Origin of the sequence: Pseudonocardia tropica (assembly GCF_040105315.1) — a bacterium.
GTDB lineage: Bacteria > Actinomycetota > Actinomycetes > Mycobacteriales > Pseudonocardiaceae > Pseudonocardia > Pseudonocardia alni.
In genome coordinates this window covers 18,023-31,326 of record NZ_JBEDNP010000005.1, presented here as the reverse complement: position 1 = coordinate 31,326, position 13,304 = coordinate 18,023, and the positions used below count along the sequence as shown (strand labels likewise).

Here is a 13,304-nt window from a genome sequence, read left to right as displayed (position 1 = left end):
GCCGTCGCCCTGCGGATTCTGCTGCGGGCCGTTCGGCCGGGGGCCGGGTCCCTGGAGGCCGGGCCCCTGGAGGCCGTGGGGCTGCGGGCCGCCGGGGCCCTGGGGGTTACCCGGGCCCTGCGGTCCGGGTACGACCGGGCCACCGGGGCCCTGCCACCCGGGTGCACCGGGTCCGCCGGGGCCGTACGGCCCGGGGGTGCCGGGGTTGGCCGGACCGAACCCGCCCGGGCCGACCGGGCGGAACGGGCCGGTTCCCGCGGGACCCGGCCGGGCGGGGCCCGCGTACCCGGGCCCCTGGCGTCCGGGACCCTGCTGACCCGGCGCCTGCGGACCGGGACCCTGCGGACCCGGGCCGGCGGTGCCGGGACCCTGCGGACCCGGGCCGGCGGTGCCGGGGCCCTGCGATCCGGGGCCCTGCTGTCCGGGGCCCTGCTGTCCGGGGCCCTGCTGCCCGGGGCCCTGCTGCCCGGGGGCGGTGGGCTGGTGCGGGCCGGTGCCGGTCAGGGCGTTCGGGCCCGCCGGGCCGGGACGCCCGAACTGCTGCGGGCCGGGGCCACCGGGGACCGGGCCGCGGGGACCGGCGCCGGGACGTCCGGGCGCGTACGGGCCGGGGGCGAACCGGCCGTGCGACGGGACCGGACCACGGGGGCCGGTCGCCGACAGCGCGCCCGGCTCGGGCCCGCTCTGCGGACCGGTGGCGGTGACGCCGGCGTGCTCGCGCTCGCCGAGCTGGGCCGGGCGCTGCTGCGGGGCCGACGGGGTCCGGGCCTGCTGCCGACCGGTGCCCGACGGCGCGTCCGCCGAGGCGGCGGCCGGGAGCCCGGCGGCGTCGCCCGCGGGGTGCGCGACGGTCGGCGGCTCGCCGGGGGCCGCCTGCGCGCGGCGGGCCGGGGTGGATCCGGTGGACTCCGGACCCGGGGTCGCCGGGCCGGTCCGCCGGGGCTCCTGCGGGCCGGGCTGCTGCGGGGTGCTCCGACCGGGGTCGGTCGCCGTGGGGTCCTCGGCCGCTGCGGTGCCCCGGCCGTCGGCGACGGGCTGCTGCGGGCCGGTCCCGGCGTCCGGTCCGGTCGTGTCGACCGTGTCCCCGCCGGTGGCGGCGTCGCTGCGGCCGCCGGGAGCCCGGGTGCCGTCGGTACCGGCGCCGGAAGGCGCAGCACCGTTCACACCGGCGCCGTGCGGGGCCGCCGCGTGCGGTCCGGTGGCGTGCGGCGTGGCGACGGTGGGTCCGGTGTCCGTCGCCGGCGTGCCGGGGACGTGCGGCCCCGGACCGGCGGGTGCGGGGTCGGCGGCGGGGCCGTCCTCCCCCGGGCCGGTGCGCGGCATGCCGTTCGCCGGGGCACCGGCCCGGGTCGGGTCCGGGCCGCTGCGTCCGGTGCTCCCACGGGGGGTGAACAGGTCGTCGGCCGCACCGGGACGCGACGGCATCGCTCCGGGCGGCACCGGTCCCCCGGGCCGGCGGCGCGGCAGGCCGCCCGGCTGCTGTCCGGCATCGTCGGCGGAGCGCGGTGCGCCGTTCAGGCCACGCGCCCCACCGTCCGGGGCGACGCCGTCCGGTCCGTGCGACACGCCGTTCGGGCCCTGCGGAACGCCCTGGTCCCCGCCCTCGGCAGCGCCGCGCGGGACACCGTTGCGCGGGGTGGCGTTCTGGGGGGCGCCGTTCTGGGGAACACCGTTGCGCGGGGCGCCGTTCTGGGGGGCGCCGTTCTGGGGGGCGGCGCTCTGCGGGGTCCCGTTGCGCGGGACACCGTTGTGCGGGACACCGTTGTGCGGGGCGTCGTGGCGATCGGCACCGTTGCGTGCGACGCCGTTCCGCGGGACGTCGGTGCGCGGGCCGTCGTGGCGGTCGGCGCGGTCGGGCCCGACGTCCTCGTGCGCGGCGCCGTCCGCCGGCCGGGCCGCGCCGCGGTCGCCGTGCGCGACACCGTTCGTCCCCTGCGGCCCGTCCCCGCTGCGCGGGGCGGGACCCGGGCGGCGGGACTGCGCGTGCGGGTCCCACCCGGTACCGGGCAGCCGCTGCGGACCACGCGGACCCGGCGCCTCCCCCGGCTCCGTGGACGGCTGCGCCGACGAGGACTCCGGAGCAGCGGAACGCGGGGCCGCGGACTGCGGCTCGGACTGCGGCGAGGACTGCGGCGAGGACTGCGGCGAGGACTGCGAGGGGGCGCCGAACAGGTCGGCGCCCGACGGGGACTCCGCAGGCCAGGCCGGGCGACCGCCCGTGCCACCCGCCCCGTCCGGGCCGCCGAAGACCACACCGTCCGGCCGGACCTCGTGGGGCCCGGGAGCACGGCCGCCCATGGTCGGACGCCGGCCGGGCTCCCGGCCCGAGCCGGTGCCGTCGTTCCCGCCGGTCTGATCCGTACCCGTCACGCTCTCGTGCCCCTTGCGTCGTCCGTCGTGTCCGCTCCCACCCGGAGTGGGAGCGCCCTAGCGCGCCGCCCACCGCGACACCGGTGCCGGTGCGCGGTAGGGCTGCGGCAACGGCAGGCGCAGCAGCTTCGCCAGCCGCCCCTGCCCGTCCTTCCGGAGCGCGGCGACCGCCTCCGGCTCGTGCCGGGCCGCGTTCGTGAGCAGCCCGAACAGGAACATGGTCACCACCAGCGAGGTGCCGCCGGAGGAGATCAGCGGGAGCTGCAGCCCGGTCACCGGCAGCAGTCCCACGACGTACCCGATGTTGATCGACGCCTGCACGACCAGGCCGGCCGTCGACGTCGCGACGACGATCCGCAGCCACGGGTCGGTGTTGCGGGCGGCGATCCGCATGCCGGTGTAGGCCAGCGTCGCGAACAGCGCGAGCACCGCACCCGCCCCGACCAGGCCCAGCTCCTCGCCGATGATCGCGAAGATGAAGTCGTTGTGGGCGTTGGGCAGGTAGTCCCACTTCGCCCGGCCCTGGCCGAGGCCGACGCCGAACAGGCCGCCGTCGGCGAGCGCGTACAGCGCCTGCGTCGCCTGGTAGGCCGGGCCCAGCGGGTCCGCCGACGAGGACAGGAACGCGGTGATCCGGCTGGCACGGTACCCGGCGGTCAGCCCGAGGATCACCGCACCGGCCAGACCGCCGCCCGCGATCAGCGCGAGCAGCTTCACCGGGGCGCCGCCGAAGTACAGCAGCGCGAACATGATGATCCCGACCGAGATCGTCATGCCGAGGTCGGGCTCCAGCACGAGCAGCGTGAAGATCACCAGCGTGACCGGGACGACCGGGTTGAGGGCGTGCTTCCAGCGGTGCATCACCGCGCGGCGGGCGGCGAGCACGTGGGCGCCCCACAGGGTCAGCGCGATCTTCACGCCCTCCGACGGCTGCAACGAGACCGGGCCGAACGCGAACCAGGACCGGGCGCCGCCGCGCACCGCGCCGATCCCCGGGATCAGCACCAGGACCAGCGCGACCAGGCCGATGATCAGCAGCACCGGTGCCGCGGCGCGCAGGCGGCGCGGGGGGACCCGCAGACCCACGTAGAACAGCACCAGCCCGACCGCGCAGAACATCAGCTGGCGGGTGAACACCGAGTACGACGAGCCGTCGCCGACCGACGACGCCGACAGCACCATCACCAGCCCGAACAGGGTCAGCAGCCCGAAGACGCCGAGGATGAGGTGCAGCGAGGTCAGCGGGCGGCGCAGCCAGCGCCGCAGCCGCCGCACGGCTCCGCGGGTGCCGGTGACGGCGGCCTGCCCGAGCGTGCGGTCCGGCGCGGCCGGGCTCACCGGGACGCCCCGGCGGCGGCCAGACCGGCGACGGCGGCGGCGAACGCGTCGCCGCGGTGGGCGTAGTCGCGGAACTGGTCCATCGAGGCGGCGGCCGGGGCGAGCAGCACGACGTCGCCGGGGCGGGCCAGGCCGGACGCGCGGCGGACCGCGGCCGGCATCGGGTCCTGCAGGTCGGAGGGCGCCATCGGACCATCGTGTCCCGGCGCGACCTCCTCGACCGGGAGGTCGGGCGCGTGTCGCGTCAGCGCCTCGACGATCGGTGTCCGGTCCGTCCCGATCACGACGATCCCCGCCAGCCGGTCGGCGTGCGCGGCGGCGAGCAGGCCGAGCTCGGCCGGGTCGACGCCCTTGAGCAGCCCGCCGACCACCCAGACGGCGCGGGCACCGGGCCGCCGGGCGGCGACGGCGGCCAGCGCGGCCCCGGCGGCGTGCGGGTTGGTCGCCTTGGAGTCGTCGAGGTAGGTGACACCGGCGTGCTCGCCGATCGGGGCGCTGCGGTGCGGGCCGGGGGTGAACGCCGCCAGGGCGGCTCCGATGTGCTCCGGGTCGACACCGTGCGCGCGGGCCAGCGCGGCCGCGGCGAGCGCGTCGGTGACCCCGGGCGGTCCCGGGGGGACGACGGCGTCGGCGTCGAGCAGCGCCCCGCCACCGAACGCGCGGTCGGTCAGCACCCCGTCGGCGACGCCGAGCTGGTCCGGTCCGGGCGGGCCGAGGGTGACCCCGACGCGTCGCGGCGCCGGGGACTCCCCGAGCAGCCGTGCGGCCACCGGGTCGTCGACCCCGCCGACCGCGACGTCGCCCCGCAGCGCGCGCGCCTTGGCCGCGGCGTAGGCGTCCATCCCGCCGTGCCAGTCCAGGTGGTCCTCGGCGACGTTGAGCACCACGCCGGCGGCCGGGCGCACCGACGGCGACCAGTGCAGCTGGAAGCTCGACAGCTCGACCGCGAGCACCGCGTGGCCCGCCGCGACCGCGGTGACCACCGGGTGGCCGATGTTGCCGCAGGCGACGGCGTCCACCCCGGCGCGCGCGAGGATCGCGGCGAGCATCTCGGTGGTGGTGGTCTTGCCGTTGGTGCCGGTCACGACCAGCCAGGACGGCGGTGTGTCGCGCAGCGCGCCGAGCCGCCAGGCGAGCTCGGGCTCCCCGATGACCTCGACGCCGAGCCCGGCGGCCTCGGCGACCAGCGGGTGGTCCGGCCGGCGCCCGGGCGAGGTGACGACGGTGCGGACCCCCTCGGGGATCCCGCCGCCACGCCACGGCTCGACGCCGTCGGGCAGCGCGGCCAGCGCGTCGGCGCGGTCGTCGGACAGGAGCACCCGGGCCCCTGCGTCCACCAGGGCCGTCGCGGCCGCGAGACCGGACACACCGGCCCCCGCGACGAGGACGGGGTCCCCGCCGAACGGGCCGCTCACCCGGACCCGGACATGGACAGCCACTCGGAGTAGAAGATGCCCAGCCCCATCGCCGCACAGATCGCGGCGAGCAGCCAGAACCGGATGATGACGGTCGTCTCGGCCCATCCGGCGAGCTCGAAGTGGTGGTGGAACGGGGCCATCCGGAACAGCCGGCGGCGCGAGGTGCGGAACACGATGATCTGCAGCGACACCGACAGCGCCTCGACGACGAACACGCCGCCGATGACGACGAGCAGCAGCTCGGTGCGGGTCACCATGGACAGCCCGGCGAGCAGGCCGCCCAGCGCGAGCGACCCGGTGTCGCCCATGAAGATGCGGGCCGGGGCGGCGTTCCACCAGAGGAACCCGATGCAGCCGCCCATCGCGGCGGCGGCGACCAGGCCGACGTCGAGCGGGTCGCGGACCTCGTAGCAGCCCGCGGTCGCGGCGATCGCGCAGTTGTTGCGGAACTGCCAGAACGCGATGATCACGTAGGTGCCGAGCACCATCGCGGCGGTACCGGCGGCGAGGCCGTCGAGGCCGTCGGTGAGGTTCACCGCGTTCGACCAGGCGGCGACGATCAAATTGCACAGCAGCACGAACCCGACGACGCCGAAGCTCAGCACCGTGATGTCGCGGACGAACGACAGGCTCTCCGAGGCGGGCGCGAGGTTGCGCTCGTTCACGAAGCGCACCGCGAGCACCCCGAAGATCGTCGCGGTCAGGACCTGGCCGACGATCTTGGAGGTCTTGTTCAGGCCGAGGTTGCGCTGGCGGCGGATCTTGAGGAAGTCGTCGAGGAAGCCGACGACGCCCAGCGCGGTGGTCAGGAACAGCACCAGCAGCGCCGAGGCCGTGATCGGCTCCCGGGTGAACGCGTGCGAGCCCAGGTAGCCCACCCAGATGGCGAGCAGGATCGCCACGCCGCCCATCGTCGGCGTACCGCGCTTGGACTGGTGGCTCTGCGGGCCCTCCTCGCGGATCTCCTGCCCGAAGCCCTGCCGCGCGAAGAAGCGGATCAGGTACGGGGTGAGCAGGATCGACACCGCGAGCGCGAGACCCGCGGCCAGGAACAGGCCCCTCACCGGTACACCAGTCCTTCGGTCGTCAGCAGGCCGGCGGCGAGCCGCTCCAGCCCGGCGCTGCGGGAGGCCTTGACCAGCACGACGTCGCCGGGGCGGGTCCGCTCCCGCAGCAGGGTCAGGGCGGCGGGCACGTCGGCGACGTGCTCGGCGCCCGGCCCGTAGTCGGGTGCGCCGACGGCGACCACCCGGGCCCCGGCGGCGCGGGCGTTCTCCGCGGCCGCGGCGTGCTCGGCGGCCGCGCCGTCCCCGATCTCGGCCATCGGCCCGAGCACCGCCCAGGCCCGGCGGTCCGGACCGGCGATCTGGGCGAGCGCGGCGATCGCGGCGCGGACGGACTCGGGGTTGGCGTTGTAGGCGTCGTTGACGACGGTCACCCCGTCGGCGCGGTCGGTGACCTCCATCCGCCAGCGCGAGGCCGGCGTCGCGGCGGACAGCGCGGCCGCGATCCCGTCCGGGGTGCCGCCCAGCTCGAGGGCGACCGCGGCGGCGGCGAGGGCGTTGGAGACCTGGTGCTCCCCCACCAGCCGCAGCGCGACGTCGGCCGACCCGGCCGGGGTGACCAGCCGGAACGACGCCCGGCCCGCGGTCAGGACGACGTCGGTGGCCCGCACGTGCGCGTCCGCGGCGCGGCCGAAGGTGACGACCCGGGCGGGGGTGCGGGTCGCCATGGCGGCGACCAGCTCGTCGTCGGCGTTGAGGACGGCGACGCCGCCCCGGCCGCCGGGCAGGTCACCCGGCGGCAGCGCCTCGACCAGCTCGCCCTTGGCCGTGGCGATCGCGGCGCGGGACCCGAACTCGCCGAGGTGGGCGGAGCCGACGTTGAGCACGACCCCGATCCGCGGTGGCGCGACCGCGCACAGCGCGGCGATGTGGCCGATCCCGCGGGCGGAGAACTCCAGTACGAGGTTGCGGGTGCCCGCGTCGGCGCGCAGCGCCGTGTACGGCGTGCCGAGCTCGTTGTTGAACGACTCCGGCGGCGCGACGGTCGGCCCCAGCGGGGACAGCACCGCGGCCAGCAGGTCCTTGGTGGAGGTCTTGCCCGCCGATCCGGTCACGCCGACGACGGCGAGCCCCGGCAGGGCGCCCAGCACGTGCCGGGCGAGGCGGCCCAGCCCGGCCAGGACGGCGGCGCCGGTCCCGTCGGGGTCGACCGCACCGAGGTAGGTGTGGCCGTCGCGGACCTCGACCGGCGGCACGACGACCGCGGGGGCGTCGACCTCGCGGCCCGCCAGCACCGCGGTCGCGCCCCGGGTGACGGCCTGCGCGGCGAAGTCGTGGCCGTCGGCCCGCTCCCCCGGCAGCGCCAGGAACAGCCCGCCCGGCCCGATCCGCCGGGAGTCGAACTCGACGGCGGTGACCGGCGCGGCGGCGGCCTCCTCGTCGATGCGGTGCAAGCGGCCGCCGGTCACGGCCGCGATCTCCGCCGGCGTCATCTCGATCATCGCCCGCTCGCCTCCACCGGTCCGATCCGTCCTCCTGCCCGTGCGCGGTCCGTGCCGGGTGCCGGCACGCCCTGCCGTGCCGCCCCGCGGCGCGTCACGTCGCCGCCCGGATCGCCGCCACCAGCTCGTCGGTGTCGTCGAACGGGTACTTGACGCCGTTGATCTCCTGACCGGCCTCGTGGCCCTTGCCGGCGACCACCACCGCGTCGCCCGGGCGGGCCGAGCGGACCGCGTAGACGATCGCGCTGCGCCGGTCGCCGATCTCGATGACGTCACCGCGGGCGGGCTCGCCGAACGCGCCGTCGAGCATCGCGCGGCGGATCGCGCCGGGCTCCTCGCTGCGGGGGTTGTCGTCGGTCACGACGAGCACGTCGGACCGGATCGCGGCGGCGGCGCCCATCAGCGGGCGCTTGCCGGTGTCGCGGTCCCCGCCGCAGCCGAGCACGGTGATCACCCGCGCGTGCGGGCGGACCTGGCGGCGCAGGGCGTCCAGCAGCGCGGCGACGGCGGCCGGCTTGTGCGCGTAGTCGACCACGCCCAGCCAGGGCTGACCGGCGTCGACGCGCTGCATCCGGCCCGGCACCGACGCCCGGGCGAACCCGGCCGCGGCCACCTCGGGGTCGATCCCGTCGGCGTCCAGCACGGCCAGCGCGACGAGCGCGTTCGCGACGTTGTAGCGGCCGGGCAGGCTCAGCGTGACCGGCACCGCGAGCCCGCCGGGGCCGACCGCGGTGAAGGTCTGGGTGCCGTCGGGGTGCGCGGTGAGGTCGCGGACCGTCCAGGTGGCGTGCGGGCCGCCCGGCTCGGAGGAGACGGTGACCGCGTCGGCGTGCCGGGCGGCCAGCCGGCGGCCCCACTCGTCGTCGACGCAGACGACGCCGTGCCGCGCGGCCTCCACGCCCGCCCCGCCGCCGCCGAACAGCCGGGCCTTGGCCTCGAAGTAGTCGGTCATCGTGGGGTGGAAGTCCAGGTGGTCCTGGGACAGGTTGGTGAAGGCCCCGGCGGTGAACCGGGACCCGCCGACCCGGCCGAGCGCGAGCGCGTGGCTGGAGACCTCCATCGCCACGTCGGTCACGCCGGCCTCGACCATGACCGCGAACAGCGCCTGCAGGTCCGGTGCCTCGGGGGTGGTGAACGCGCTGGGCAGCGCCCGGGCCGGGTGACCGGGGACCTGGACCCGGGTCCGCACGGTGCCGAGCAGGCCGGTGGCCCGCCCGGCGGCGGTCAGGCCCGCCTCCAGCAGGTGCGCGACGGTCGTCTTGCCCGAGGTGCCGGTCACCCCGAGCACCCGCAGGCGTGCGGTGGGCTCGCCGTAGACGGCGGCCGAGACCGGGCCGAGGACCCCGCGCGGGTTCGGGTGCACCAGCACCGGGAGCCGGGAGTGCCGGATCTCGGCGCGGTCCGCGCCGGCGGCGTCGGTGAGGATCGCGCCGGCACCCGCGGCGACGGCCTGCGCGGCGAAGTCGGCGCCGTGGGCGCGGGCGCCGGGCAGGGCCGCGAAGAGGTCGCCGGGGCGCACCGAGCCCGCCCGCAGGGTCGCGCCGGTGACGGTGTGCGGTCCGGCCGCGGGGTCGAGCAGCGGGCCGGGCCCGCTGCCCGCGGTGCGCGGGTTCAGCTCGGCGCCGGCGAGCCGACCGAGCAGGGCGACGTCGACCGGGCGCACCTGCGACGGGCGGTCCGGCAGCGACTCGAGGGATCCCGCCACGTCACCCGTCCCCGTCCGGTCGCCCTGCACACCACCCGGCCCGCCGCCGAGCGCGGATCCGCCGGTGCTCCGGGAGCGGGCGGTGGCTGCGGTGTGGAGGTCGGGCACAGGGCCGGAGGTTACCGACCGGCGCGGGCCGCCCCTCGTCCCGGTCAGGCGCCCGCGACCGCTCGCGGAGGCGGTCGCGGCGGGCGGCGGAACGACGACCGGCACACGGCCGTCCGACGAGCCGGGTACGGCCATCCGGCGCAGGTTCCGGGCCGGTGGGCGGCTCGTCGGGCGGGGTGCACGGCGGCCCGGCCGGCACCCGTACGGGTGAGCGGCGGCCGAGACCGCCCGACGCAGCCGGACCGCACCCGGCCGCGCCGTCACCTGATCTGCAGGGTCTGCACCGGGGCGGGCGTCGTCCGGACCGGCACGGCGTCGCGCTGGGCCAGGTAGGAGGCGATGTCGTGGAACAGCGGCGCCGCGCTCGTCCCGCCCTTCGGGGCGTCGAGCATGATCCCGATCACGAACCGCGGGTCCTGGGCCGGGAGCATCCCGGCGAAGGTGATCCAGTACTGGGAGCGCGAGTAGGCACCGGTCGTCGGGTCCACCTGCTGGGCGGTGCCGGTCTTGCCCGCCACCTCGTAGCCGGGCACCGCGGCGGCGGGCCCGGTGCCGGACTGGCCGTGCGCCTTCTGGGTGACGGCGGTGAGCATCGTCCGCAGCGTCTGCGCGGTCTGCGGCGACATCACCTGCACCGGCTCGGGGGCCTCGGTCGGCACCCGGACGCCGTCCGGGCCGGTCGTCGCGGCGATGATCCGCGGCGGCACGCGGACGCCGTCGTTGGCGATGGCCTGGTACATCCCGGCCATCTGCAGCACGGTCATCGACAGGCCCTGCCCGATCGGCAGGTTGCCGAAGGTGGAGCCGGACCAGGTCGCGCGGGCCGGGACCCGTCCGCCGCTCTCGCCGGGCAGCCCGACACCGGTCCTCTGCCCGATGCCCATCTTCGCGAGCATGTCCGAGAAGCGGTCCTCGCCGACCTTCTGCGCGGTCATCAGGGTGCCGACGTTGGAGGACTTCGCCAGCACACCGGTCAGCGTGTAGTGGTCGACGCCGTGCTCCCAGGCGTCCTTGATCGTGCGGTCGGCGACCTCGATGCTGCCGGGCACGTCCAGCACGTCGTCGGGTCTGGCGACACCGGCCTCCAGCGCGGCGGCCATGGTGACGACCTTGTTGACCGAGCCGGGCTCGAACGGCGTGGTGACACCCTTGTTGCCCAGCGAGTTCGGGTCCGCGGACAGCAGCTGGGCCGGGTCGAACGAGGTGTTGTCGGCGAGCGCGAGCACCTGCCCGGTGGCCCGGTCGAGGACGACGGCCGAGCCGCTGCGCGCGCCGGAGCGGCCCGCGTAGTCGGCCAGCATCCGCTGCACCTGGAACTGCAGGTCGGAGTCGATCGTCAGCTGCACGTCGGAGCCGGACACCGCGGCCTGCTCGGAGCGCACGCTGCCCGGGATGACGGTGCCGCTGCCCTCGGCGGTGTCGGCGATCTGGAAGCCGTCGCGACCGGCGAGCAGCCCGTCGTCGGAGGACTCCAGGCCGATCCGGCCGATCAGCTTCTGCGCGTCGGCGCTCCAGGTCGCGGCGCCGATGATGTTCGAGGCCAGCGTCCCGTTGGGGTACTGGCGCGCCTCGCGGCTCTCCTCGGCGATCTCCGGGAACCGCGTGCGCAGGTCACGGGCGGGCCCGGGGTCGACCGCGGTGGCCATCACGACATAGCCGCGGTCGCTGTTCAGCGCCCGCTTCAGCTCCTCGGGGTCGCCGTGGGTGACCGCGGCGACGGCGTCGGCCATCCGGTTCTTGTAGGCGACCGCCTCCGCGCCCTTGGTGGAGTTGATCAGACGCGGGTTGGTGACGAGCGCCTTGGACTCGGTGGAGAACGCCAGCACGGCGCCGTTGCGGTCGCTGATCGCGCCGCGCTCGGCCGGGATGACGATCCGGCTGGCGCGCTGCTTCTCCGCGTCCGCGGTCAGCGTGCCCGCCTGCACCGTCTGGACGACCACGAGCTTCGCCCCGGACACCAGCAGCAGGGCGGCCAGCGCCACCCAGGCCAGGCGCAGCCGGAACCGCGGGTCGTCGGCCGGGGACCGGCGCCGACCGCCCCGCGGACCCTGCCCCCGCGGCCGGGGGCGCGGCGGCGCGTAGACCATCAGTTCCCGCCCGCCGCCCGGGTGTCGGCCGGGACCTCGTGCTCGGTGCCCTCACCGGCACCGGCGGCGCCACCCCCGGCGGTGCCCGGAGCGGCGTCACCGCCCTCGGCGGCCGGGTCGGTGGTGGCCGCGCCCGGCTGCTGCGCCTGCTGCGCGGGCGGGGCCTGCGGGGCCGGTGCGTCGGCGGCGGGCGGGGCGGGCGGCGCCGCGGCGACGGCGGCACTCGGCTCCCCGACGACGTCGACGCGTCCGTCCGGTGCGACGACCAGGCGTGCCGGGTCGGTCACCCGGACCATGCCCTGGGCCGCGGCGCGGTCGGCGAGCGAGCCGGGGCTCTGCAGCACCGTGACCTCCTTGCGGAGCGCCTCGGACTGCTCGGTGAGCGACGCGGTCCGCTCCCGGGCCGCCTGCAGCGCGTAGGAGTCTGCCGCCGCGGCGGTCGACAGCCACAGCGTCGCGATCAGCCCCGAGACCAGCAGGACCATCACGACCAGCACGAACTTCGCGCGGCCGGTGTTCTCCCTGGCCGCGCTCCGGCGACGCTGGTCGGCCACCCGCCGGGCGTCGCCGGGGCCGCGTTGGGCCGGGATCCGCGGGGGTGCCGCGGTACGACGGCTCTGGCGGGTGTCGGGCCGCGCCCGGCCACCGCCCGGGGTACCCGGGCGCTCGATGACGGGTGTGCTCATCGGGGTTTCCTGCCTCTCCGCCGTGCCGGTACTGCCTGCGTGCTCGGGTCCGTGCCACGGGTGCTCACGGCCCGTCCTCCACGCGTTCCGCCGCGCGCAGCCGCACCGGGGCGGCCCGCGGGTTGCGGGCGATCTCGGAGTCGGACGCCTGCTCGGAGCCCCGGCTGAGCAGCCGGAACTCCGGTCCGTGTCCGGGGAGCTCCACCGGCAGGTCCACCGGGGTCCGCGAGCGGACGCGCTCGGCGAGCACGCGCTTGGTGATCCGGTCCTCCAGCGAGTGGTAGGACAGGACGACGATCCGCCCGCCGGGGGCGAGCGCGTCCAGCGCCGCGGGCAGCGCGTCGCGCAGCACCTCGAGCTCGCGGTTCACCTCGATGCGCAGGGCCTGGAAGGTCCGCTTCGCCGGGTGCCCGCCGGTGCGTCGGGACGCGGCCGGGACCACGCCGTAGAGCAGCTCGACGAGCTCGGTACTGCGGGTGAACGGGCGCTTCTCCCGGGTCCGGACGATCGCGTTGGCGATCGGTCCGGCGAACCGCTCCTCGCCGTACTCCCGCAGGATCCGGCGCAGCTCGCCCGCGGTGTAGGAGTTCAGGACGTCGGCGGCGGTCGGCCCGGTGGTCGGGTCCATCCGCATGTCGAGGTCGGCGTCGCGGGAGTAGGAGAAGCCCCGGGCGTCCTCGTCGAGCTGGAGCGAGGACACGCCCAGGTCGAACAGGATGCCGTCGGCGGCGGGCACGCCCGCCTGCTCCAGCGCGCCGGCGACGTCGTCGTAGACGGTGTGCACCCGGTGCAGCCGGTCGGCGTAGGCGGTCAGCCTGCGGCCCGCGAGCTCGAGGGCCTGCGGGTCGCGGTCCATGCCGACGACGGTCAGGCGGGGGTGCGCGGCCAGCAGTGCCGCCGCGTGGCCGCCCATGCCGAGGGTGGCGTCCACGTAGACGGCGTCGCGGTCGCGCAGGGCGGGGTCGAACAGCTCGGAGACGCGCTCGAGCAGGACCGGGGTGTGCCGGTCACCGGGCGCGCGCTCGTCGCGCGGGGTGGCGCCGTCGCCGGAAGTACCGTCCACGTCCCACCCCCCGGTGCGCCGTC

Annotated in this window: 8 protein-coding genes; all 8 read right to left on the bottom strand. The window is 77.2% G+C overall.

Annotation, left to right across the window (positions count from 1 at the left end; all coding sequences use genetic code 11):
- Positions 1-2,427: 2,427 nt before the first annotated feature.
- The 8 genes from ftsW to rsmH all read right to left on the bottom strand — a co-directional run bounded on the left by ftsW (position 2,428) and on the right by rsmH (position 13,281).
- On the bottom strand, positions 2,428-3,708 hold the full coding sequence (ftsW, locus tag WHI96_RS10005) for a putative lipid II flippase FtsW (RefSeq protein ID WP_345650539.1): 1,281 nt from the start codon (positions 3,706-3,708) through the stop codon (positions 2,428-2,430).
- Positions 3,705-5,123, bottom strand: coding sequence for a UDP-N-acetylmuramoyl-L-alanine--D-glutamate ligase (gene murD, locus WHI96_RS10000; protein ID WP_345650537.1), 1,419 nt, complete (start codon positions 5,121-5,123; stop codon positions 3,705-3,707). The genes ftsW and murD overlap by 4 nt, the downstream gene beginning before the upstream one ends.
- On the bottom strand, positions 5,120-6,190 hold the full coding sequence (gene mraY, locus WHI96_RS09995) for a phospho-N-acetylmuramoyl-pentapeptide-transferase (protein ID WP_062404548.1): 1,071 nt from the start codon (positions 6,188-6,190) through the stop codon (positions 5,120-5,122). The genes murD and mraY overlap by 4 nt, the downstream gene beginning before the upstream one ends.
- Positions 6,187-7,632, bottom strand: coding sequence for a UDP-N-acetylmuramoyl-tripeptide--D-alanyl-D-alanine ligase (locus WHI96_RS09990; protein WP_345650534.1), 1,446 nt, complete (start codon positions 7,630-7,632; stop codon positions 6,187-6,189). The genes mraY and WHI96_RS09990 overlap by 4 nt, the downstream gene beginning before the upstream one ends.
- A gap of 94 nt (positions 7,633-7,726) precedes the next feature.
- The gene (locus WHI96_RS09985; RefSeq protein WP_345650531.1) at positions 7,727-9,337 is read right to left on the bottom strand and encodes a UDP-N-acetylmuramoyl-L-alanyl-D-glutamate--2,6-diaminopimelate ligase; all 1,611 of its coding nucleotides are present in this window, start codon (positions 9,335-9,337) and stop codon (positions 7,727-7,729) included.
- 368 nt (positions 9,338-9,705) lie between these two features.
- On the bottom strand, positions 9,706-11,532 hold the full coding sequence (locus WHI96_RS09980; protein ID WP_345650528.1) for a peptidoglycan D,D-transpeptidase FtsI family protein: 1,827 nt from the start codon (positions 11,530-11,532) through the stop codon (positions 9,706-9,708).
- Positions 11,532-12,218, bottom strand: a complete 687-nt coding sequence (gene ftsL, locus WHI96_RS09975) for a cell division protein FtsL (RefSeq protein WP_345650526.1) — start codon at positions 12,216-12,218, stop codon at positions 11,532-11,534. The genes WHI96_RS09980 and ftsL overlap by 1 nt, the downstream gene beginning before the upstream one ends.
- Positions 12,219-12,282: 64 nt before the next feature.
- Positions 12,283-13,281 (bottom strand): 16S rRNA (cytosine(1402)-N(4))-methyltransferase RsmH, encoded by a 999-nt coding sequence (gene rsmH, locus WHI96_RS09970; protein WP_345650524.1) that lies wholly within the window; start codon positions 13,279-13,281, stop codon positions 12,283-12,285.
- Positions 13,282-13,304: the final 23 nt, after the last annotated feature.

What these genes read in the sequence shown, in the direction of transcription:
- WHI96_RS09990 (WP_345650534.1), bottom strand. Translation starts at nt 7,632, where the DNA reads ATGATCGAGATGACGCCGGCGGAGATCGCGGCCGTGACCGGCGGCCGC.
- WHI96_RS09980 (WP_345650528.1), bottom strand. Translation starts at nt 11,532, where the DNA reads ATGGTCTACGCGCCGCCGCGCCCCCGGCCGCGGGGGCAGGGTCCGCGG.
- ftsL (WP_345650526.1), bottom strand. Translation starts at nt 12,218, where the DNA reads ATGAGCACACCCGTCATCGAGCGCCCGGGTACCCCGGGCGGTGGCCGG.